Annotated in this window: 23 protein-coding genes and 2 riboswitches; of the genes, 13 read left to right on the top strand and 10 right to left on the bottom strand. The window is 36.0% G+C overall.

The genetic code is table 11. The annotated features are described in order from the left end of the window. Positions 1-32: 32 nt before the first annotated feature. Positions 33-134: riboswitch (purine riboswitch) on the bottom strand. Between the two features lie 171 nt (positions 135-305). Then, on the bottom strand, positions 306-596 hold the full coding sequence (locus MHB55_RS17280) for a hypothetical protein (RefSeq protein ID WP_151112865.1): 291 nt from the start codon (positions 594-596) through the stop codon (positions 306-308). 74 nt (positions 597-670) lie between these two features. Here MHB55_RS17280 and MHB55_RS17285 point away from each other — a divergent pair, with 74 nt between their 5' ends. Further along, complete coding sequence (locus MHB55_RS17285) at positions 671-1,333, top strand: HAD family hydrolase (RefSeq protein ID WP_154310004.1); 663 nt, start codon at positions 671-673, stop codon at positions 1,331-1,333. Here the strand turns inward: MHB55_RS17285 and MHB55_RS17290 are convergent. The 3 genes from MHB55_RS17290 to MHB55_RS17300 are packed head-to-tail and all read right to left on the bottom strand — an operon-like array spanning position 1,326 to position 4,382. Beyond that, positions 1,326-2,234, bottom strand: a complete 909-nt coding sequence (locus MHB55_RS17290; protein WP_144541222.1) for a methyl-accepting chemotaxis protein — start codon at positions 2,232-2,234, stop codon at positions 1,326-1,328. The two genes, MHB55_RS17285 and MHB55_RS17290, sit on opposite strands and share 8 nt — an antisense overlap. 21 nt (positions 2,235-2,255) lie before the next feature. Then, complete coding sequence (locus MHB55_RS17295; RefSeq protein ID WP_340863718.1) at positions 2,256-3,344, bottom strand: NAD(P)/FAD-dependent oxidoreductase; 1,089 nt, start codon at positions 3,342-3,344, stop codon at positions 2,256-2,258. Between the two features lie 3 nt (positions 3,345-3,347). Then, the gene (locus MHB55_RS17300; protein ID WP_154310002.1) at positions 3,348-4,382 is read right to left on the bottom strand and encodes a S66 family peptidase; all 1,035 of its coding nucleotides are present in this window, start codon (positions 4,380-4,382) and stop codon (positions 3,348-3,350) included. 111 nt (positions 4,383-4,493) lie between these two features. Here MHB55_RS17300 and ypfJ point away from each other — a divergent pair, with 111 nt between their 5' ends. Beyond that, positions 4,494-5,345: a KPN_02809 family neutral zinc metallopeptidase gene (gene ypfJ / locus MHB55_RS17305; RefSeq protein WP_151112855.1), complete on the top strand. Its 852-nt coding sequence runs from the start codon at positions 4,494-4,496 to the stop codon at positions 5,343-5,345. Between the two features lie 129 nt (positions 5,346-5,474). Here ypfJ and MHB55_RS17310 read toward each other — a convergent pair whose 3' ends face one another. After that, positions 5,475-6,035, bottom strand: coding sequence for an STM3941 family protein (locus MHB55_RS17310; protein WP_340863982.1), 561 nt, complete (start codon positions 6,033-6,035; stop codon positions 5,475-5,477). Positions 6,036-6,199: 164 nt separating this feature from the next. On the opposite strand from MHB55_RS17310, the gene dapF reads away from it, so the two are divergent. The 6 genes from dapF to MHB55_RS17340 all read left to right on the top strand — a co-directional run bounded on the left by dapF (position 6,200) and on the right by MHB55_RS17340 (position 11,658). Beyond that, positions 6,200-7,048: a diaminopimelate epimerase gene (gene dapF, locus MHB55_RS17315; protein ID WP_144541232.1), complete on the top strand. Its 849-nt coding sequence runs from the start codon at positions 6,200-6,202 to the stop codon at positions 7,046-7,048. Positions 7,049-7,224: 176 nt separating this feature from the next. After that, positions 7,225-7,782 carry a 3D domain-containing protein gene (locus MHB55_RS17320; RefSeq protein WP_229654014.1) on the top strand — a complete coding sequence of 186 codons (558 nt, stop codon included), beginning with the start codon at positions 7,225-7,227 and terminating at the stop codon, positions 7,780-7,782. Positions 7,783-7,914: 132 nt separating this feature from the next. After that, positions 7,915-8,466, top strand: coding sequence for a helix-turn-helix domain-containing protein (locus tag MHB55_RS17325; protein ID WP_144541236.1), 552 nt, complete (start codon positions 7,915-7,917; stop codon positions 8,464-8,466). 126 nt (positions 8,467-8,592) lie between these two features. Then, positions 8,593-9,861, top strand: coding sequence for a hydroxymethylglutaryl-CoA reductase, degradative (locus MHB55_RS17330; protein WP_154309999.1), 1,269 nt, complete (start codon positions 8,593-8,595; stop codon positions 9,859-9,861). Position 9,862: 1 nt separating this feature from the next. After that, on the top strand, positions 9,863-10,306 hold the full coding sequence (locus MHB55_RS17335) for a hypothetical protein (protein ID WP_144541240.1): 444 nt from the start codon (positions 9,863-9,865) through the stop codon (positions 10,304-10,306). Beyond that, entirely contained in the window at positions 10,303-11,658 is a 1,356-nt protein-coding gene (locus tag MHB55_RS17340) for a tripartite tricarboxylate transporter permease (RefSeq protein WP_144541242.1), read from the top strand. The genes MHB55_RS17335 and MHB55_RS17340 overlap by 4 nt, the downstream gene beginning before the upstream one ends. Positions 11,659-11,754: 96 nt before the next feature. On the opposite strand, the gene MHB55_RS17345 is transcribed toward MHB55_RS17340, so the two are convergent. After that, positions 11,755-12,135 (bottom strand): SET domain-containing protein, encoded by a 381-nt coding sequence (locus MHB55_RS17345; RefSeq protein ID WP_144541244.1) that lies wholly within the window; start codon positions 12,133-12,135, stop codon positions 11,755-11,757. A gap of 87 nt (positions 12,136-12,222) precedes the next feature. Further along, entirely contained in the window at positions 12,223-12,852 is a 630-nt protein-coding gene (locus MHB55_RS17350; RefSeq protein ID WP_340863719.1) for an NUDIX hydrolase, read from the bottom strand. Between the two features lie 108 nt (positions 12,853-12,960). Here MHB55_RS17350 and MHB55_RS17355 point away from each other — a divergent pair, with 108 nt between their 5' ends. Next, on the top strand, positions 12,961-13,755 hold the full coding sequence (locus tag MHB55_RS17355) for a polysaccharide deacetylase family protein (protein WP_151112840.1): 795 nt from the start codon (positions 12,961-12,963) through the stop codon (positions 13,753-13,755). 778 nt (positions 13,756-14,533) lie between these two features. Here MHB55_RS17355 and MHB55_RS17360 read toward each other — a convergent pair. The 3 genes from MHB55_RS17360 to MHB55_RS17370 all read right to left on the bottom strand — a co-directional run bounded on the left by MHB55_RS17360 (position 14,534) and on the right by MHB55_RS17370 (position 17,535). Beyond that, entirely contained in the window at positions 14,534-15,745 is a 1,212-nt protein-coding gene (locus MHB55_RS17360; RefSeq protein ID WP_340863720.1) for a hypothetical protein, read from the bottom strand. Beyond that, on the bottom strand, positions 15,738-16,253 hold the full coding sequence (locus MHB55_RS17365) for a sigma-70 family RNA polymerase sigma factor (RefSeq protein WP_340863721.1): 516 nt from the start codon (positions 16,251-16,253) through the stop codon (positions 15,738-15,740). Before MHB55_RS17365 ends, MHB55_RS17360 begins: the two co-directional genes overlap by 8 nt. A gap of 313 nt (positions 16,254-16,566) precedes the next feature. Next, positions 16,567-17,535: a tRNA dihydrouridine synthase gene (locus tag MHB55_RS17370; protein ID WP_340863722.1), complete on the bottom strand. Its 969-nt coding sequence runs from the start codon at positions 17,533-17,535 to the stop codon at positions 16,567-16,569. A 551-nt stretch (positions 17,536-18,086) separates the two neighbouring features. After that, positions 18,087-18,131, top strand: a riboswitch (PreQ1 riboswitch). Positions 18,132-18,137: 6 nt separating this feature from the next. Between MHB55_RS17370 and MHB55_RS17375 the strand changes: the two genes are divergently transcribed. The 4 genes from MHB55_RS17375 to MHB55_RS17390 all read left to right on the top strand — a co-directional run bounded on the left by MHB55_RS17375 (position 18,138) and on the right by MHB55_RS17390 (position 21,875). Continuing rightward, positions 18,138-18,629 carry a QueT transporter family protein gene (locus MHB55_RS17375; RefSeq protein ID WP_151112834.1) on the top strand — a complete coding sequence of 164 codons (492 nt, stop codon included), beginning with the start codon at positions 18,138-18,140 and terminating at the stop codon, positions 18,627-18,629. A 212-nt stretch (positions 18,630-18,841) separates the two neighbouring features. Further along, a complete protein-coding gene (locus MHB55_RS17380) occupies positions 18,842-19,327 on the top strand; it encodes a DUF4358 domain-containing protein (RefSeq protein WP_144541258.1) in 486 nt (161 codons plus the stop codon). A gap of 6 nt (positions 19,328-19,333) precedes the next feature. Next, the gene (locus tag MHB55_RS17385; RefSeq protein ID WP_340863723.1) at positions 19,334-20,719 is read left to right on the top strand and encodes an MBOAT family O-acyltransferase; all 1,386 of its coding nucleotides are present in this window, start codon (positions 19,334-19,336) and stop codon (positions 20,717-20,719) included. A gap of 13 nt (positions 20,720-20,732) precedes the next feature. After that, positions 20,733-21,875 carry a DHHW family protein gene (locus MHB55_RS17390; protein ID WP_340863724.1) on the top strand — a complete coding sequence of 381 codons (1,143 nt, stop codon included), beginning with the start codon at positions 20,733-20,735 and terminating at the stop codon, positions 21,873-21,875. Positions 21,876-21,991: the final 116 nt, after the last annotated feature.

Consider the following 21,991-nt stretch of genomic DNA (forward strand, 5'->3'; position numbering starts at 1 on the left):
AAAAGAAATGGTTACACTTTTGTGTCCCAATTCCTTTATCCATTGTCACTCATAGTCGACTTGTTTACGGTAAGTCGGTAGAAACTTGCAGGCCATATTCCTGAGATTATACGAGTAGGTACTATTTGAATGCTCTCATTATAGCACGGAAAAATTCTTTTACAATAATATAAAAAAGTTCTATCATTCTTAAAATTCTGTTCATATATTTCAATTGTTACATGTATTGTTACAGGTGCCAGGCACCTGTAACAATTAAAGGCAATTTAAAAACACATGAATAGGTCATGTGTTTTGGTTGGTTTCTAATGGAATGAAGATTTTAATGTTTTGAAGGCTTCTATAAAGTAAGCGGGGTTCTCTTTAATATTGTAGGAAAAGACGCCTTGATTGGTATGCAAATATAAGATTCCCCCTCCAAATGAAAAGGGCTTGTGAGATATGTCGTGAACATTTTGGAATTTAAATTGATGCTGAGCAGAGACAATCTCCCTACCGTCCATTTGCAACGTAAAGCTAGATTCTATATGCTGCATCTGAAAATAGAAATCAATTTCTCGCTTAACTTCAATATAAATAATGGAGTACTCACTCAAAAACGTCACCTCCTTTAGCACATACTAGTGTATCATGTTTTTATATCATCATTAAACAATAAGGAGTCTATATATTGATCAAAGCCGTGATTTTTGATTTAGATGGTACTATGTTGAATAGAGATGTGTCATTAAAAAGATTTATTTCTTGGCAATACGACGAACTATACACCCATTTTGACCATATTCAAAAGGAAGATTTCTCTACTCGTTTTATAGAATTAGATAATCGAGGTTATAATTGGAAAGATTTCGTCTATGCATCTCTAATTCAAGAATTTAATATTCAGAGCATCTCCCAACAAGAATTATTAAATCATTACATAACTAACTTCCATACATATTGTGTACCCTTTCCCAATCTAATATCCATGCTAGAGCAATTAAAAAAACTGTCCCTATCGCTCGGAATAATCAGCAATGGAAAGGGACAGTTTCAAATGAATAATATTTTTTCTTTAAAAATCAATACTTATTTTGATACTATATTAATTTCTGAATGGGAGAAAATGAAAAAACCCGATCCACGTATTTTTGAAAAGGCACTTAGGCAGCTTAGTGTTAAAGCAGAAGAAGCTGTATATATAGGCGATCACCCTGCGAACGACATAATTGCTGCGAAAACAGTCGGACTCAAAACAATTTGGAAAAGGGATGAATACTGGCCCGCTCCTTCTGCCGATTATGTGATAGAAGATTTAGCTGAAGTTCCTCTTCTTATAAACAAGTTTAAATAAGTTTGCTGAATTCCGCAGTCTGATTTTCGAGTTTTTCAGATGCAGTAGAAATATCCTTGAACTCGTCTAATGCAGTTCGTATCTCCTGTTGGCTTTTTTCTATAACTGTCTGCGAGTAGCTATTGCTCGCAGTTACCTTATCGACCTGCTTCGCTATTCCTTCAATATTTTCTCTTACTTCTACGATGGAAGCCTCAACTCTTCCAGCTAGCTTACGAACCTCTTGAGCCACTACATTAAAACCACGTCCATGCTCTCCAGCTCTTGCTGCCTCAATTGCTGCATTTAATGCTAAAAGATTAGTTTGTGCAGCAATCTCCCTAATGGTCTGAACTATTCCTTTAATCGAATCGGCCTGTTTTTGCAGATTATCTAATGTAGTGGTGTTTTCCTTAGAACCAGCAGCTATTTCATCTATTCTTTCCAGAAGGTTTTCACTTCTTTTAATACCTACTTCTGCTCGGTTGCTCAAATTCTCAGACATATGCTTCAGCTCTTCTGTAACACCCATTAAAATTTGATGGCGCTCCGTTACGTTAGTAGCTACTTTGGTGACGCCAAGCACCTTGCCATTACTACCAAAAATAGGCATATAAGAAGCTTCTAGAAACACACTGTTACCATGCTTGTCTTTTCTTTCTACCTTATTAAAAAATGACTTACCTGCAAACAGATCCTTCCAAAGCATTTCATACGACGGACTGTTCACAAAGCTTGGAAAGCAGAATTCTCGGTGATGCATCCCCATAACTTCACTTACTGTATACTTAAGTTCTTTTGCAAAATTCTCATTTACAAATGCCACTCTTCGATCCATATCAAAACGAATAATTGCCAAGTTTTTTTCCAAAGCTTCCACTACGGTCATGTCATTAACTTCTTCTGTTTGTAAGTAACTCATTTCTCTTCCCCCACGCCTAGTCTAATTAGGTGTATATTTTTCAGGATCCAGCACTGTTTCTTTTCCTAATACTAGTTTAGCTAGTTCCGAACCTACGAATGGTCCAGCCGTTAAACCAGAAGCCCCTAAACCGTTTGCAAAATAAATACCGTCCTGCCCTTTCAATTTACCAAATACAGGTAAAAAGTCAGGTGTATACGGACGAAAACCAACTCTTACTTCCTTTATTTTCTCATCTTTTAGGCTTTTTGCAATACTAAATGCATTTTCTAGCAGTTCTTTTTTACCTTCTTCTGTTACGCTAATATCATAGTCAGTATGCTCTTCATAAGTAGAGCCTGCTACCACTTGTCCATTTTCGAAGGCTAGCATATATTGATTGGTTGGAGGCAGAACTACCGGCCATTCTCCAGTAGACAAATTCTCTAGTTGGAAATGCATTATTTGCGCCTTTTGAAAGGTCACATTTAAATCTAAACCTAATACAGAGGGAATCTCATTTCCCCAAGCCCCACTGGTGAGTATAATTGCTTCTGCATTTATGGCCATCTCGTCTATAAATAGCTTATTGTCCTTCCATACAGCATCGCCATATACGACCTCTGCTCCTAGTTTTTTTGCAGCACTAGTTAAAGCATCTCTCATTGCCATACCATCTACTCGAGCTGCTCCTTCCACATAAAGTGAATGGTAATCCTCTGAGATGACAGGAAATTTTTCTTTCGTTTCTACCGGAGATAGGATTCTCAACTCCCCAATTTCAGGTGCATCTAATCTTTTCTCCATTGATCTTTCTAACATTTTTTGCAGTTTTTTTTCATCATTTTGTAGAGCAATAGCTCCTACTTGCTTATAACCTGTAGCAGTTTCACCTAGTTCCTCTAGCTCTATCACTAGCTGTTTATAATATTTAGCGCCATTTTTCACAAGCTCGTACCATTTTTTATTTCTTCTCTGAGAAATCCATGGACATATAATTCCTGCTGCGGCTGCTGAGGCTTGACCTTTGTCCTGACGATCAACCAAAGTTACTTTCACACCGTTTTTTGCAAGATGATAGGCGGTGGAAGCGCCAAGGATTCCACCACCCACAACTACATAAGAAGACATCTATTACTCAACTCCACTATCTATAATTGAAAACTTTACTTCCTCACAATTAATTTCTGCCATTGCTCCATATGGTATAACAAATTTAGGTTCTGTATGGCCAAAGTTTAAATTATATAAAATCGGCAAATCATTTAATCCAAGCTCATTCATAATCGTAATAATGGATTCTTTGTATTCTTCATAATACTTTTCGTGCTGAGGCTTTGCAAAAATAATACCTTTTACTTCTTGCAGTATCCCTTGGGTTCCATAATTTCGAAGCCAGTATTCGATATTAGATGGAAGAGGTAAATCCTCAGTGGTTTCAAAAAATAGTATAGAATCCTTGAAATAAGATTTATCTGGCCAAAGCGAAGTGCCTTTCGCAAACTCCAACACCTCAATACAGCCACCGATTAGTCTGCCATTTACAATACCTTTACCCTGCAGCAATTCGTAGCCTTTTTCATCTTCATTCATCTCACGGCTTATATACTTATTTTCAATAGCCCATTCCAATCGTTGACTAGTCCACAATGGTGACGGTTTAATTTCTCCAATCACTTCATTAGAGAATAGCGTCTTTTTCAAAGATTCTATGGTGTATTCATGCATCTCTACATTCTCTGCAAAATCAGTCAGAATAGCTGGCCCATAAAAAGAAGTAATCCCTGCCTTATGACAAAATAAATGGGTCACAGTAGCATCGGAATATCCAATAAAAACTTTAGGGTTTTCTCGGATTACTTCAAAATCTATGTAAGGTAGCAATCTTATGCTATCACTGCCTCCAATATTCGATACAATTCCTTTTATCGATGTATCCTTAAATGCATTCATCAAATCCTCTGCACGTGCCTGTGGACTTTCATATAAATAATTTGATCCCTTCAAACTATTTGGCATAGCTACTACTTCCAAGCCAAATACCTTTTCTAATCTTTCTACACCTTGCTCATATCTCCATCTTAAATCAGGTTCTCCTGCTCCACCCCACGATAGACTAATGGTTGCAATCTTATCTCCCGGTTGAAGCATTTTCGGCTTTATCAACATAATCATATCCCCCTTTCCTTCATTATAATTCAAACACCATCATTTGGATGCCTATTCTTTTAGCTAAATGGGTATAAGAATATAGAAGAATTTAAATAGGCGGTGAAGGGTATGAAATATAGAGGTCGTACACGGAGTTCAAACGTAGAGGACCGTCGTGGAATGAGTGGCGGAAAAGCAATAGCTGGCATTGGCGGTGGTTTCGGATTAATTATAGTACTATTAGTTACGCTACTCGGAGGAAATCCCGATGAGCTGTTAGGAAATTTAGGCGGTAACGAAACAACTAACAGCTCGGTTCCTTATGAGGAAACTGAAGAGGAAAAAGAGCTTGTTGAATTTGTTTCGGTTGTATTAGCAGACACAGAAAAGGTATGGACAAAAATCTTTCAAGAAAACGGACTTAAATATGAGGAACCAACACTTGTTTTATATACGAATAGTGTAAATTCTGCCTGTGGAACAGCTGGTGCTTCTGTAGGTCCGTTTTATTGTCCGGGTGATCAAAAGCTTTACATAGACTTAAGCTTCTACAAGGAGCTTCAAACGCAGTTCAATGCCCCAGGAGATTTTGCAATGGCATACGTTATAGCGCATGAGGTTGGACACCATGTTCAAACCCTTCTAGGTAAAAGCAATGAGCTATCCTCCCTTAGACAAGAGTTAAGTGAAGAGGAATACAATCAATATTCTGTTCGCTTCGAGCTGCAGGCTGATTATTACTCAGGGGTTTGGGCAAAGCATGCTCAAGGAATGGATTTACTAGAAGAGGGCGATTTAGAGGAAGCACTTACTGCAGCTAGTGCCGTTGGAGATGACACTATTCAAAAAAGAGCTCGTGGCTATGTGGTACCTGAAAGCTTCACCCATGGAACATCAGAACAGCGGAAGAAATGGTTCTATAAAGGCTTTGAAAATGGAACAATTAAAGGTGGAGACACATTTAGTGTTAAAACTCCATAAATAAAATTCAAGTGCGTTTTCCCAAAGTAAGTAAATGGAGAAAAGATAAAGGTAACGTACCTTTCTTTTCTTCATTTGACTTCAGAGGGTAGGTTCATATATGAAAGCCTCATTTGAGTCTTAAAAATATTATGACCTAACTGTTTCTACCTCAACTTCTGGTAATTGCTTTAAATATGCTAAGTAAAAACCGCTCATCACTTGTAGCAACTCTTCTATTGTTACGCCTTTAGCTGTTGATATATTAATATTAATATGACCAGAGCCTAATCTTAGGTTAGCACGTATAGCCCCTCTTTTAATGGAAGGCAGTGATTCTATGTAAGCATCTCCATCAAATAAGTGTACTGTAATAAAGGACTGTCCTGATATCGAGAAAATACCTATTTCTCTAACCCCTCCCCATTCCACAAGTTGCTTACTAGCAATCGCTGAAGAAAAATCATAAAATCCTTCCTCATTTACAACGACTAGTTTTTTCCCTACGATTAGTTGCTTGATAATAAAGCCCAAGCAAAAGCCAAAAAATATTGTCCCTATACCACCAATTCCCATAAGGACTAACTTTTGAAAATTATCCTCTTCAAAGCTTGTAGTAAGAAGGAATACACAAGCCACAACCATCAGAATTCCCATCAAAACAAACATTAACTGCTTTCTTTTACTTTGATAAACGACAAACTCTTTAATACGAGCACTCCCCTTTCAAATTATCTAATTAACCACATTGGTTATTTTATTCAAATTACGTAAAATCTGAACATTTTACATAAAATGAATATACCAGTCATGTTGACCACTTAACTTCCTCAAACTTATAATAGAACAAATCACAACTGGAAGAAGGCTAAAAAATGATGATACCTTTTACGAAAATGCATGGCTGTGGAAATGATTACATTTATATCAATTGCTTTGAAAATAAAATAGAAAATCCCGAAGCATTAAGCAAGGATATTTCCAATCGTCATTTTGGCATAGGCGGAGATGGAATTGTTTTAATATGCCCTTCTGATGTGGCAGATGCAAAAATGCGGATGTTCAATATAGATGGCAGTGAAGGGAAAATGTGCGGAAATGCCATCCGTTGTGTAGCGAAATATGTGTATGACAACGACATCGTACGAAAAGAAACTCTTCATATAGAAACATTGAGCGGATTGAAAAAAATTGAATTACATATAGAGAATGGGAAAATGAAGACTGCTACTGTAGATATGGGGCAGGCCATATTAGAACCTTTCAATATCCCTATAGTAGTCAAGGACCAGACTATGCAGGTTAATTATCCAATCACCATCGAAGATCATACGTATTCAATAACTCCAGTATCTATGGGCAATCCCCATGGTGTAATATTCAGTGACGACATTCACCTACTAGACCTCCCAACTATTGGACCAAAATTTGAACATCATCCTATGTTTCCAGAGGGTGTGAATACTGAGTTTATTCAAATCGAGAATCGAAATGTTATACAAATGCGAGTTTGGGAGCGCGGAAGTGGAGAAACTTTGGCATGCGGAACAGGAGCTTGTGCAGCAGTGGTTGCTTCTGTGTTAAATGGATATTGCGATAAAAATACTGATATCCTTGTCAAACTAACAGGCGGAGAACTGATTATTCGTTATACAGATGACACTGTATACATGACCGGTCCTGCTACTACTGTATTCACCGGTCTTATTGACTGGTCGAAATAATGAATAAGACCTATTAGATGTACTCGGCAAAAAGGTTTGGTAGCATGATTTTTCGGTTTTTTATATTTTTACTGAAAATACTGTCAATTGTAATGATAATGGTAATCCCTTGTAATACACTTGTAACATTCAACTGATACTATATGTTTAGACTAAATAGCAGGGGGATAGTGTATTTGAAGAAAATATTAGGATCACTTATCATTACAATAGTACTATTGGTCAGTGGAGTAAATGTTGCTTTCGCAGCAACAACTCACACAGTAAAAAAAGGAGAAACATTATACAAAATTTCTAAGACATATAAAGTTTCTATTAAAAACTTAAAAACATGGAATAACTTAACTACAGACGATATTAAGCCAAACCAGAAACTATCAATAACTCCTACATCTAAAGAAAAATCCAAAACACCTTCTAGAACTAATACTAGTGACAAAGTAGTAAAGGAATTCACGGTTTCAGCAAGTGCATTTACTGCCAAGTGTAATGGTTGTACAGGAATAACTAGCTCTGGTATCAATCTTAAGAAGAACCCAGACGTTAAAGTCATAGCTGTTGACCCAGATGTAATTCCGATTGGAACTAAAGTTCACGTGGAGGGCTATGGTTACGCTGTAGCAGGCGATACCGGATCAGCCATTAAAGGGAATAAAATCGACGTATTTTTCTCGACTACAAGTGAAGCTTATAAATGGGGACGTAAAAACGTAACAATAAAAATATTAGAATAGGTATTGTAGCCAGCTTCTCACAATAGAAGCTGGCTTTTCTATTTATCCAATTCAATTAATAGGTACGCCCTCTCATATTAAGTTGTTATACTTAAAAAGAGTTTCATTATAATCCAGGAGAAGGTGCCTAATATGAATAGTAAAGATATAGGAAAGAAAATAAAAAGTGTTCGCTCAAAGAAAAAAATGACTCAACAAGTTTTAGCTGATTTAGCTGGGATTACTAAGAGTCATATATCAAAAATTGAAAACGGCTTAACGACCCCAACTCTAGTAACCCTTTCTAACATAGCAAAAGCCCTTGATAGCCCTACTTCTTGGTTTATCGAGCAAGAGGAACATGGGGAATTATCTATTGTTCGAAAAGACAAACGTGAAGCAATAGATGAGAAGAATGAGATCGGATATGAATATGAATTACTTGCCAACAAAAAAAATATGAGCATAATCAGCCCAACTATCGTAACTGTTTTACCAGGAGCCGAAAACATAGAACCCTATATACATGAAAACGATGAATTTATCTTCATCCTTACAGGCTCCATCCATCTACTTTACGATGGAACAAAGTACGAGATGACAGCTGGTGACTCAGCATATTTCTCTGGGAAAAAGCCTCATATTTTTCTTTCCAACAGTAAAAGCCATACAACAGTCTTAACAGTTTACGTTGAAAACCAATGAAATAAATTATTATAAAAATTCAGAACAAATAGCATATTAACTTTACAAAAGATATATATTATTATACATTGAGTATAATGCCATTCAACTTTGTTGAATGGAAGTATATTGAAAGGGGAGTTTTATATGTCTAGTTCTAGAATAAGGGGTTTTTATCAATTAACGTTAGAAGAAAGGTTAGAAATCGTTATACATAATAAGGGGTTAACAGATGAGGAAACAAATATACTCACTGGTAATAAAGCATTTCCTATGGCGTTAGCTGATTCTATGGTTGAAAATGTTATCGGTCAATTTAGTATTCCCTTGGGAGTAGCAGCTAATTTCAAAATAAATGGAAACGACGTTTTTGTCCCAATGGCTACAGAAGAGCCTTCTGTAATAGCTGCTGCAAGTAACGCTGCTCGAGCTGCTTATGATTTAGGAGGGTTCTTTACTTCTTCTACTGGAACTATCATGCGGGGACAAATTCAAGTACTGGATATATTAGATCCACACGGAGCTAAAGCCAGAATCTATGAAAATAAAGAAGAAATACTAGCTAACTGTAATCTGCAAGATCCAACATTAGTAAAATTAGGAGGCGGAGCAAAGGATTTAGAGGTTCATCTTATAAATACAGTAAGAGAAACTATGCTTGTAATACATTTAATCGTAGACACTAAAGATGCCATGGGAGCCAATGCGGTTAACACAATGGCTGAGGCTGTCTCTCCCCTAATAGAAAAAATTACAGGAGGACGTGTCGTATTAAAAATAATTACTAACCTTGCGGATAAACGTTTAATTAGAGCAAGAGGTGTGTTCTCTGCAGAGTCTCTTGGAGGACCTGAAGTAGTGAAAAACATTGTAAGCGCTTACGAATTTGCTGATGCTGATCCTTATAGAGCCGCAACTCATAATAAAGGGATAATGAATGGAATCACCTCTGTTGTTCTAGCAACTGGCAACGATACTAGAGCAGTCGAAGCTGGCGCTCATTCTTATGCTGCCAAATCTGGAAGATATCGTTCTTTAACAACATGGGAGATGAATGAGGAAGGAAATTTAGTAGGTTCTATAGAACTTCCCATGGCAGTTGGAATAATTGGTGGTGCTACAAAAACACATCCAGTAGCTAAAGCTGCTTTAAAAATAATGAATGTAACATCAGCTGTTGAACTGGCCGGTATCATTGCTTCTGTTGGTTTAGCGGAAAATGCAGCCAGTTTAAGAGCTTTATCAGCAGAAGGAATTCAAACTGGTCATATGCGCCTTCATGCTAAAAACCTAGCCGTAATGGCAGGAGCAAGAAAAGAAAATATTGATTTAATAGTTCAAAAAGCCGTTAGTGAAAAAGATTTACGCTACGATCGTATCTTGCAAATAACTGAAGAAATTCAAAAGGAGGGTTAGAATGGACAATAAAAATAAGGCTAGTTTAGTAGATGAGCACATCAATGTGAAATTCGTTGAGATATTAGGGGATACCATCTCAGGTAAACAACTCATTTTTTCTATTATTCTTAGTGTTTTCGTTAGTCTAGGTGGATATAAATTAGGACAATATATTTTCCCTAAATTTGCTGAAGCTCAAATGGTCAACTCTTACTCTCTTTTGTTAGGCATCGCAGGTACTGTCACAATATTAATCGTTAATTCTGCCGTATTTAGACCTAAGCGTATTCTTGTGGAGGATGAGGTATCTTCTGAAAATTTAAGAGAAGTTTTTCAAGACCTTCAACTGGATTATGAAGAAGAATTGCGTTTAATAGAACAAGATCCTGTTACTAAAAAGGAATTGGAAGAGCTCGGAGTTCTCTCTAATTTTAACAATGCTCACAGGGAGGATCACAAATGAGTATTTATTTGGTTGCACTTTTATTTGCCTTACTTGGAGCAATTGTATTTTCCGTAATTGGTTTAATATCTGGGACTGATGAAACGGCAATTATGGTCCCTATTACATTGCTTGTAATTCTTTTAGGTGCCCCTCCCGAGGGTGTGTTTGCGTTCTTTATGGCAGCAGTTTTATCCAAACATCTCACACACGCAGTTCCCACTGCTTTAATGGGAATTCCAGGTGATACAACAGCCGTACCGTTAATAGATCATGCGAATACTTTAAGACGTATGGGTATGCCTCATATCGCTTTACGTAAAATGATTTCTGGCGGTATCATCGGTGCCTTTATCGCATTACCTACTGCTGTTTTGCTTGGACAATTTTTGGGTCAATTTGCCGACTTCTTTAAATCTTCTTCTGGCCTAATTTTTACAATAGCCGCTTTCTTGATTGCCTATTTTTCAAAGGGTAAATGGGCCAGTGTTTTATTAATCATACCTTTTGCATTTTTTATCAAGAGTTTAGATACATTAAGTTTTTCCATATTAGATAAGCATCTATCGATTACTTTTTTCTTAGGGATTGCGATTGGCCCTATGTTATCTGATATTTTAATAGCAGCATCTTCTAGTGCTCGAAAAAGTCTTCAAAGAGATAAAGCCAATGAATATCATTTAGCACCAGAAACAAAGTCCTGGAAAGGTTATTTTCCAAATCCATTTAAAATACTTACAGGAAGACAGACCATATTTACTTCTATCACCACATTTTTATCGTCATTAACATTTGTATTTAGCCCTGTAGGAATGACATCGTTAATGGGAGAAATAGTCGGATCTCGAACGAAGGGTGCCTACAAAAAATCAACTACAAGTCTGACAGTTATGAATGGGGTAACCGAATCTACTTATATCGCAGAAGCTATTATTCCTTTAATAGCATTTGGTATTCCATTAAGTCCAGTGGCATTAGGACCAGCTTCTCCGTTATTCAATGCACCACCAGTGTTTACAGTAGAGCCTATTAATAACTTGCATACCTATTTAACTTCATGGGAATTTTTTATTTTTGGTCTAATAGGAATTACTGTTGCTTCTTTAATCGCTTATCCATTTTCTATGAATTATGCGCGTAAAGCATCTGTATTAGTTTTAAAATATGTTAGTCAAGAAGCGATTGTTGCTATGTTTATTGGGCTGGCATGTCTACTGGCTTATCATGAAGCACAACTCTTAGGAATTGTACTAACATTAACTGTTGCTACTGTTGGTGGTCTATTAAATCGTATTTTAGGTATTGGTGCTGGAGTACAATTTATGGTATTTTACGCTTCTAGCTGGATTATACTTCAACTGTTTGGTTTCTAATTACAAATGCCCATCCAACTTCACATAGAGCTGGATGGGCATTTTATGAACTAATTAAGGTTGATTTTTGATTTGAGTTAATTTCTAACGGATTTCTTAAGATTCCTTATTAAACCAAAGTTCATCTTTGTCATCAACATCACCATTATAATTAATGAGAATCTCATCACCGGCTTTAATATCCGTAAAAGCAAAGAAGTCAAATGTGTGATTTCTAAAATTAATCTCATATGTAGCATTAGGTTCATACGAATGGTTGAATAGCATTCCATAGCCTAAAAGAATGGCAGATTTACCTATCCCATACTCAAAAGCGTAATCACCTATTATAGTTTGCTCAATGTATTGATGCTGTTCGTTTGGATAGGCAATGACAGGTGCTTCATGTAAAAGCTCTCCTTTTTTGATATCGCGCGTAGCAAATACCCCTCTATTGAATTCTCCATTACTTAATGGAGATGTTTTTACTTCTATCATATTGTTCTCCTTCTCATCTTTAAAAATTTCTATTTAACTGTAACATTAATTTGAACAATGGGCTCCTTTTATTTATAAATAGCCAAACTACTCCCTCTCTAACAATTCGTCTATCCCCTTAATAATTGCTTCAAAATAAGCTGAAGGATGAGGTACAAAGCTTTCTTTTCCTACAGTTCTTATGTAGGAACTACTATTACCTTGATCATCAAATTTTACTCCTTCAACTTTTATTTCGTCTTCTCTTCCCCTCCATAGGTCTGCAAAAGCACGAAATTCTGTCCGGACAATTCCTGCTACTTCCTCCAATTGAGGGTTGAACTCATCTAAAGATGGAAAATTTCTATAAACAAAAGTATGAGCAAATTCCCTATCAATTAGCTTATCTGAAATGATGGTGTAACCAATAACTCCTAAAGAATTAAGTTGATGAAAAGGAACTTTAATACCTAGCTCCTCCTCCACTTCCCGTATGCCATCCTCCACTGTTTCATTGGATTGGATATGACCGGCTGCTGTAATATCCAATAGGCTGGGATAATCTTTTTTAGCATCACTTCGAAGTTGCAAATATATGTAATTCTCACCATGGTCACTCCCTATAAACCAACAGTGAAATGTCTCATGCCAATGCCCCAGCTTATGTATTTCCTCTCGTGTTGCTACTCCTAAGAAATTTTTATCCTCATCAAATATCTTCAAAAGTTCATCTTCCATGTAAACACTTCCTTATATTAAATACACTTTTTTCTTCTAAATAGACTCTCTACTGAGTATATATAAATAATGCAGTCATGGAAAATTCGAAGAAAATAGGTGATTTTTATGAGAAAGCTTTTATTGCTCTTCTGTGTATCGTTGCTAATAAGCGCTCTAACGTTTCCAACGTTGAGTATTGCTGCTTCAGACCACAAGGTGGTAGAAAAACATATAAATAGATTATTAGAACGAAAAAAGGTGACTGCTCCAACTCCAGCACCTGCTCCAAGCTCTAAAGCTAACGTTTACCTAACCTTTGATGATGGTCCTAACAAATTCACGACTACCCATAACAGTATATTAAAGAAATATAATGTCAATGGAACATTCTTTTTTTTAGGAAAGCATATGAAAGACAATGAGGCAATTGTGAAGGCGGTTGCTAGCGATGGGCACTATATTGGAACACATAGTATGACCCACGATAAAGAAAAGGTATATAAAAATGCTCAAGCATTTATTGATGAGATTAATAGCGGTGTAAGTCTCATTGATCAGATGACTGGACACAGCTCTAAGCTTATACGTGTACCTTATGGCAGTAAGCCACATCTAACTACTCCTATGAAAGAAAAATTGAAACAACAGCATTATAAACTATGGGATTGGGATGTAGACTCTAACGATTGGAGATACAAGGATGAGGAATTTAAAGAAATAATAACAAATGTTCAAACAGAAGTGGAGAAGGCATATAAATCTGGAGATCAAGACATTATAGTACTACTACATGATCGAAGCCAGACGACAAAGGCACTTCCATCCATTATTGAATGGCTCCAGAAGGAAGGCTATACGCTGAAAACCTATCAGGAGGACCAGCATGTCGTACAGAATTTCTTTCGCGATGAAACTTTATGAAACTTTAGAACATAAGGATTTTATGTCTTTTAACTTTTATAAAAACACATAATAAACGAAACGGGACCGTCAGTATTTTTACTTAAAATTCTGTCGGTCCTAGTTTTAGTGAGTAGACATTTTATATATTAATAGCCATAAGGACGGTTGAACGGTGGGTTGTAGTATGGATAACGATAGTATGGTGGGTATGGTGGGTAAATTGGAAAGAACGGGAATATAGGGAAAAACGGGTATTGATAACGTGGGCGTCGTCTTCTGCGGCGTCTCCCATAACTGTCATAACCGTATTCATAGTCATCATCATCATATCGATCGTAATTAAATTGTGTCATTATTTTTTCCTCCTTTTGATCTCGATTTAGGTTATGCTTTGTAAGGATTTACCGTCTGTGCATTCGCCCACATTAAAAAATACTAAACTTCAATTTTACAACAAGTAGAATTATAAAAAAAGACACCTAAATCGAATTAGGTGTCTTTTATAAATTAACTTGTAAATAGAAAATTACATTTAAAAGTATCAAGATATTTATCTACTTACTTACTAAATTTCTTCTTAAACTCTATAGTTGGTTTCTTTATCATTCTCCTTCCTAGTATCAAATTATGTCCATACGCATTCCAATATAAACTCAATTACTATAAAAATAGACCATTGAAAAATAATGGTCATGTTTAACTAAAGCATCTTTGTTTAATAAGTGAAATTAGTTTATAGCACGATTCATATTGGGCTTTTATTAACAAACTTTGATAGATAAGTTAGCTGTAAATACTATCGAATTGAGCCCGAAAATTCAATCTGTTTACTATTTAATTTATTAACCCATTCACTATCATCCCAAATATTAGGGTTATCAATTGTTAGATTTTCTCCACGTACCATGAAATCATAACTATCTTTTGCATCCGTATACCAATCAACAATGACTAATTTGCCGTTTACATTGCGTACGAGAAATTCAGTGGGCTCACCATAACTACCTACAGTATTTTTAATTTCCGCAGGCAATTTTAAATAGAGAAAACCCCCATCTGCGTCATCAGTATACTCCACTTCCCAATCCACTCCCCGAGTTCCAATATCAACATTCTTCACCGAATCTTCAGTAAGTTTATTCGTTGAATACATGTCAAATTGGTATTGAATTTTCTTTTGCGTATACTGTTTCAGATTTTCGTTATCAATAAATGCACCCAATTCAATATCCGAGCCGTTCCATACCGCTTTATAATAGTCAGTCAGCAATCTCTTACACATTTCATATGCCTCTTCAGAATCCAGAATAGATAGTTCCTCTTCATTTTTAGCTACATATTCCGAGGAATCCTGTAATATACGTTCTGCTTCAATAAAATCTGGATTTTCCATAATTTCTGGTGCTGCATATGTTAGATATAAATAGAGGTCTTTATTTGGAACTGATGTAGTTGCTTTTAATATATGATTAGTCTCTTTCGAAAATATAAAACAATCATGGTCATCTATATCAGAAGAACCAACTTTAAAACCATCATAATTATTAAATAACTTATAGAAATAATTTTTATCTACTTTCTTAAACAAGATCATTTCTACTTTATTTTGATAAATATAGAATCTCATATTATCTTCGTAAACCATGACGTAATCAGACCCACTTCCGTCCTCATGTTCTTTAGTATAATTTTCCCCAAAGATTTTAATAACCTGTGATTGTGGATCACCTAATGTGATTCCCTGTAGATAAAGCATACCTTGTTCATTGGAGATTGCGGGCTTTGACAACCCAATATGTTGTTCGGCTGTAGAAGGAACATTTTCAGTCCGTACTTCGTTTAATACAAAAATCATCAATGACATGGTTAGAATAGTGGCTATTACTACATACCTCCATTTATTTTTTACTGAACCTAAATTGTTTTCAATCGCACTTTCTACATTTTGTATGACACGTTTCTTACTTTCCGTTAATTTTTTTATTTTTGGAGGAATAAAGTCATTCATTTAAAAACACCTCCCATTCAATTTCTTTCAGTTGCCTTCTTAATAGTTCTCTGCCACGACTTAGGCGAGTTTTTACTGTACTTTCTGGGAGAGATAAAACATGCGCCATTTCTGAAATGGACCATTCATTAAAATAAAAATGAATGAGAACCTCCCGATGTTTTAAAGGCAAACTAAGGATGGCGTCTCCAATTATAGCTTGCTCATCTTTTCTAACTAGTTCATCCTTGCTCTCTTTACCTTCTTGTGGAAAAAATTTATTTTGAAGCAGAATTTTTTTATACGCCCAACTCTTCAAATAATCCTTGCTTTTGTTAACAGTCATTTTTGTTAGATAAGCCTTCATTTCACCGCGTTCTTCATAATTATTCTGCTGATGATAAAACTTAATGAATATTTCTTGTACAATATCTTCTGCCGCTTGAAGATCCTTCACGTATCCATAAGCTAAGCGTATTAATGGCTCTGTATATTGAAGCATTAACTCTCTTAAATCATTTATCGACAAACAGACTGCAACTCCTTTCTCTATATTAAACGACTCCCAGACCACTAAAGTTTGTTTTTTCTAAAAAAACTGATTATTATTCATTTAGGGTAAACACAAAAGTAAATTCTAAGTTTCACTTAAGATAAATTCCGTGTATCACGTTACAACATAAAGAAAAAAGAACGAATTTCCTCTTTGGAAATTCGTTCTTTTTAAACTAATTCATGTAACCACTTCGTGATGAGTTTAAATGAATGCATACATATGCTTGTCCTATAACAGCGTAATATGTTGTTATTTATTTGCAGTTATATCATTCTACTATTTTTCATCAATCAGCATTGTTTGATTCAAAGTTATTGAGCAATGCTCGCACTTCATCAGTTGACTTTGTGTTCATCAATTGATTTCTTAATTCACTTGCCCCTCGGAATCCTTTGACATATATTTTGAAGAAGCGATGCAGAGCTGTGATTGAACGTGGCAATTCTGCTGAATATTGATCTTGAAGATCCAGTTGCAATCTTAGAAGATCAAGGTATTCCGAAGTACTATGTTCTTTCGGCTCTTTTTCGAAAGCAAAAGGATTTTTGAAAATACCACGCCCAATCATAACCCCATCAACGCCATATTGTTCAACGAGCTTAAGGCCAGTTTGTCGGTCAGGAATGTCTCCATTGATTGTTAATAGCGTATTTGGTGCCACTCGGTCACGCAATTTTTTGATTTCTGGAATCAGCTCCCAATGGGCATCTACTTGGCTCATTTCCTTTCTTGTACGCAGATGGATAGAAAGATTAGCTATGTCTTGTTTCAATATATGTGTTAGCCAATCCTGCCACTCTTCTACCTCCGTGTAACCAATCCTTGTCTTCACACTAACCGGCAAACCTCCCGCTTTTGCTGCTTGTATAATTTCTGCAGCGACATCCGGGCGTAAGATAAGGCCGCTTCCCTTCCCTCTAGTTGCCACATTTGGTACTGGGCAGCCCATATTAATATCTACGCCTTTAAAGCCTAGCTCGGCCATACCAATACTCATTTGTCGGAAATGTTCAGGCTTATCTCCCCATATATGTGCAACCATTGGCTGTTCGTCCTCTGTAAAAATCAATCGTCCACGAACACTTTTCTGTCCCTCTGGATGACAATAGCTCTCCGTGTTTGTAAACTCTGTAAAAAACACATCCGGTCTACCAGCTTTACTTACTACATGTCGAAAAACAACATCCGTCACATCTTCCATTGGTGCTAGTACAAAAAATGGTCGCGGTAAATCACGCCAAAAATTATCATTCATATTGAAATTCAAATCCTCTCATTATGCATTACGGGATAAAATGCTTCTACTTTTTTAACATATATCTCATGTTAAATCAATTAAATTTTAGTTTATAATAGTTAACCAAACCAAACTAACCCTTACATTGTGCGTAATGTATGTGGCAATTCAAGGGATGTCAATTAAGTCATTATTATAGTATAACCTAGCTTTTTTAATTTATCTTCATACAGGTTTCCTGATCCACTAGAAACGAACATTTGTCACTTTGTTGATTGGAGTGAAAGTCGGCGATTCCTGAGGGATGAGTGAGGCAGAAAAGACATCACAAACGGGGTACAAGCCATCGCGGAAAGTGTCCGACTAGAGTGGAAACCACTTATTCTTTATTCATCCTAAAGTATATAAAAATGATTGTGCTCTCTTCTATTGTTTGTGTTTTTTATAAAAGTAGAAGCTATGAAATGGAATCACAATAAAAAATAAGACTATTTTTCAAACTATCAATCTATTGGGACTTCTTGACATCCTACCTCTATTAGACTAATATTATGGATTGTTCGATTAATTATAACGTGGTTCGAGAACCTCCCACGTAAAAAAACTAAGGAGAAATGAATATGAAGATTAAAACGATGGCTACAAGTGGAGTTATTGCAGCTTTATATGTAGCTGTATCTATGCTAGTGGCGCCTTTTGCATTTGGTGCTTTTCAATTTCGGATATCCGAAATGTTTAATCACCTTATTGTGTTCAACAAAAAGTATTTCTTTGGAATTGTGATCGGTGTATTTATCACAAATCTATTCTCACCAATGGGTCTCTACGATCTAACCTTTGGTGTTGGTCATTCCATTCTTACACTTTCTATTAGTATATTTGTAGGAAAATTTATTAAGAGTGATCTTTGGCGGATGATTATAAACACGCTTATATTTACCTTCACTATGTTTATTATAGCCATTGAGCTTCATTTATATTTTGACTGGCCGGCCTCTATCTTTTCATACACCTGGTATACTGTTGCTCTAAGCGAATTTGTCGTGATGGCAATAGGTATTCCATTAATGCTTGCATTAAATAAGCGTTTAAAGTTTAAGGAACTTCTATAAATTTAACCTTACAGTGACCCAAAAGTTAGACTAACAGGTTACAGCAACTACCAAGACCTAAGTTCAGTATTTTACTGGACTTAGGTCTTTTACTTTGCCTTCTTTCTCTATGAATTAACCTTGACTAAAAAAATTATGTAACTTAAATGAACTCCTTACGTCTAAATGCATTGACGTCAAAATTAATATAAAAAAAGGGAGTTTACATAACCATGAAAAAGATAATGAGTTTTCTTATGTTAACAATCGTATTAGGATTATTAATCGCGGGCTGTTCAAAAGATCAGTCTTCTACAATAGAACCGGAGCTATCAGCTAATGAAATGGCAGATAAAATGTTGGAGAAAGTTGAACAACCTAGTCTAATGGAATTAGAACCAGATCAAATAAAGGATTTATATAATCTAGATCCTGAGAAGCTCGAAGAATATTCGATTAGAATACCAATGATGAACGTAAAAACAAATGAAATTGCAATTTTGAAAGTAAAAGATGCTAAAGATGTACCTGACGTAGAATCAGCAATAAAACAAAGAGCAGAAAATGTACAAAAGCAATTCGAAACGTATCTTCCAGACCAATATGAGAATGCCAAAAACTATAAACTTGTTACGAAAGGCAACTATATATTATTAGTCATCTCAGAAGATGCAGACGAACTTCTAAAAGTCTACGATAGCTTTTTTGAACAAAAATAAGCCACTATGGTATTTAGTAGCTTGCTTTTCTTATTCCTGTTCCTGCCTGCCGTTCTAGCACTTTACTATTGTTCGCCAAGACGGATTAGAAATCTGATTTTGTTTTTAACTAGTCTTGTTTTCTATGCTTGGGGAGAGCCGATTTACATTGTTATTATGTTGGTGTCGACTCTGACGGATTACAGCTTCGGGTTGTTACTAGATAGACCTAATTTGACTTCTTTGAAACGCAAATGGATTGTCGCATGCTCTATTATAGTTAACCTGGCGCTGTTATCTTATTTTAAATATGCTGATTTTCTTATCCAGAATGTAAATACGTTACTTGGTACAAGTATTCCTTTAACGGATCTTCCTCTGCCCATAGGGATTTCCTTTTATACGTTCCAATCTATGTCCTACATCATAGACGTATATAGAGGGACAGCTAAAGCACAACGAAACTGGATTGACTTTGGAACGTTCGTTGCCTTATTTCCACAATTAGTTGCGGGTCCAATCGTGAAATATAGCACGATTGCTGAACAGCTCCATAAGCGAACGGAGAATATCAAAATGTTTGCGGAGGGCGTTCGGCGATTCACTATTGGGCTTGCAAAAAAGGTGTTACTTGCTAACAATATTGGATTGCTTTGGGACACCATTTCAAATACCAATCCAGATTCACTGACTGTATTAACTGCTTGGCTTGGTATTATTGCATTTGCCTTTCAAATATATTTTGATTTTAGCGGTTATTCCGACATGGCTATTGGTCTTGGCCTTATGTTTGGCTTTCGATTTAACGAGAATTTCAACAAGCCTTATATTGCTCAGAGTATAACTGACTTCTGGAGAAGATGGCATATCTCTTTGGGTAGCTGGTTTCGAGAATATGTCTACATTCCTCTTGGAGGCAATCGTCGAGGTTTAGTCATTCAAATGCGTAATATACTCATCGTTTGGCTTCTTACGGGATTTTGGCATGGAGCTAGCTGGAATTTTATCGCATGGGGTTTGTATTTCGGTGTCATTCTCCTTATGGAGAAATGGGTTGGATTGAAACTACTTTTCCGCTTACCTCGTTGGACGAGACATGTGTACGCACTAGTTCTTATTCTCATAGGGTGGGTATTATTTGCTTTTGATCAGCCTTCTTTAATACTTAGTTACTTGAGTGCCATGGCGGGATTAAATCACCAAGCGCTATGGAATAATGACACGTTGTACTTTTTTTATACAAATATAATTTTGCTTTTGATATTGATTATTGCCTCTTTACCTAAGAAGCAATGGCCAAGAAAGAATGAATTATCGTTTTTACATCTCGTTTGGTACGGATTTCTATTTTTTCTTTCCGTTTCCTATTTAGTAGATGCAACTTTTAACCCATTCTTATATTTTCGTTTTTAGTGAGGTAGAAATCATGGAGAAGAATGCAGAGAAATTATTGGTCTTAGGGTTTGTAGGAACGCTGTTTCTATTTGCTTTCTTCTTTTTTATTTTACCTAAAGAACGTTTCTCGAATTTAGAGAACAGATATTTACAAGCTACACCGCTTCTTACATGGGATAATTTATTATCTAAGCAATATGCAGAAGAGACTGAGAGTTTCGTAACAGACCACTTTCCATTTCGAGATAAATGGTTATTCATAAAATCAGCTGCAGAACAATCTAGGCTGCAGCAAGAAAATAACGGAATCTATCAAGGGAAAGATGGCTATTTATTTGAAAAATTTTTAGAGCCTGATTATACAAAGATTCAGCAATATATAGATTCGGTGAATAAATTTGCCACGAATCATCCGACAGTAGACATGACTTTCATGCTAGCGCCAACATCGATTGGTCTTTCTCCTGATCGTTTACCGTGGTTGGCACCGTCGTATTCTCAACAGAAGGTAAATGAATTTATCGGCGAGCATATGTGGAAAGGCTTAACCTTTATGAATGGCTTTGATTTCCTAGGCCCGCATGCTTCGGAATCGATTTATTATCGTACGGATCATCATTGGACGACATATGGAGCTTATTTGGCATATGTTGCATATGCAGAGCAGAAAAAGTGGGATTTCCTTTCGAAAAAAGATTTCCTAATCCAAACTGTAAGTAATTCATTTTTAGGAAGCTATCATACAAGAGGGCAGTTTGTTGGTTTATCTCCAGATGATATCCAAGTCTATATTCCTCGTGATTCCACGTCTACAAACACGTATATCGCAGATACAAATCAAACGATGACGAGTATGTACGATATCAGCTTTCTTGCCAAGAAGGATCAGTACTCCTATTTTCTTGGCGGTGTTCATGCTCTAATGACGCTTACAACCGACCTTGACTTGCAACAGATTGAACAAGAAAAGCTACTAGTCATTAAGGACTCTTATGCGCATAACGTAATTCCTTTTCTTACAAGACACGTTCCAGAAATTCATGTGATAGACATTCGATATTATAATGGCAGCATTGATGAGTATATGTCTGATAATGATATTAAAGATGTTTTGTTTTTATTCAACACTTCCACGTTGGTTGACGAACCATCTATCTTAAAACTAAATAACTAGGAAATCGGCAAATAAATTAAGTAATTTGCAATGAAAATAGTTTTATGACCGGATAAAATTTTTTATGACCGTTCACGATGGTTTTATGACCGGATAGAAAAATTTATGATCGTTCA

The sequence above is a fragment of the Psychrobacillus sp. FSL K6-1267 genome (genome assembly GCF_038003265.1).
In the GTDB taxonomy this organism is placed as follows: domain Bacteria; phylum Bacillota; class Bacilli; order Bacillales_A; family Planococcaceae; genus Psychrobacillus; species Psychrobacillus faecigallinarum.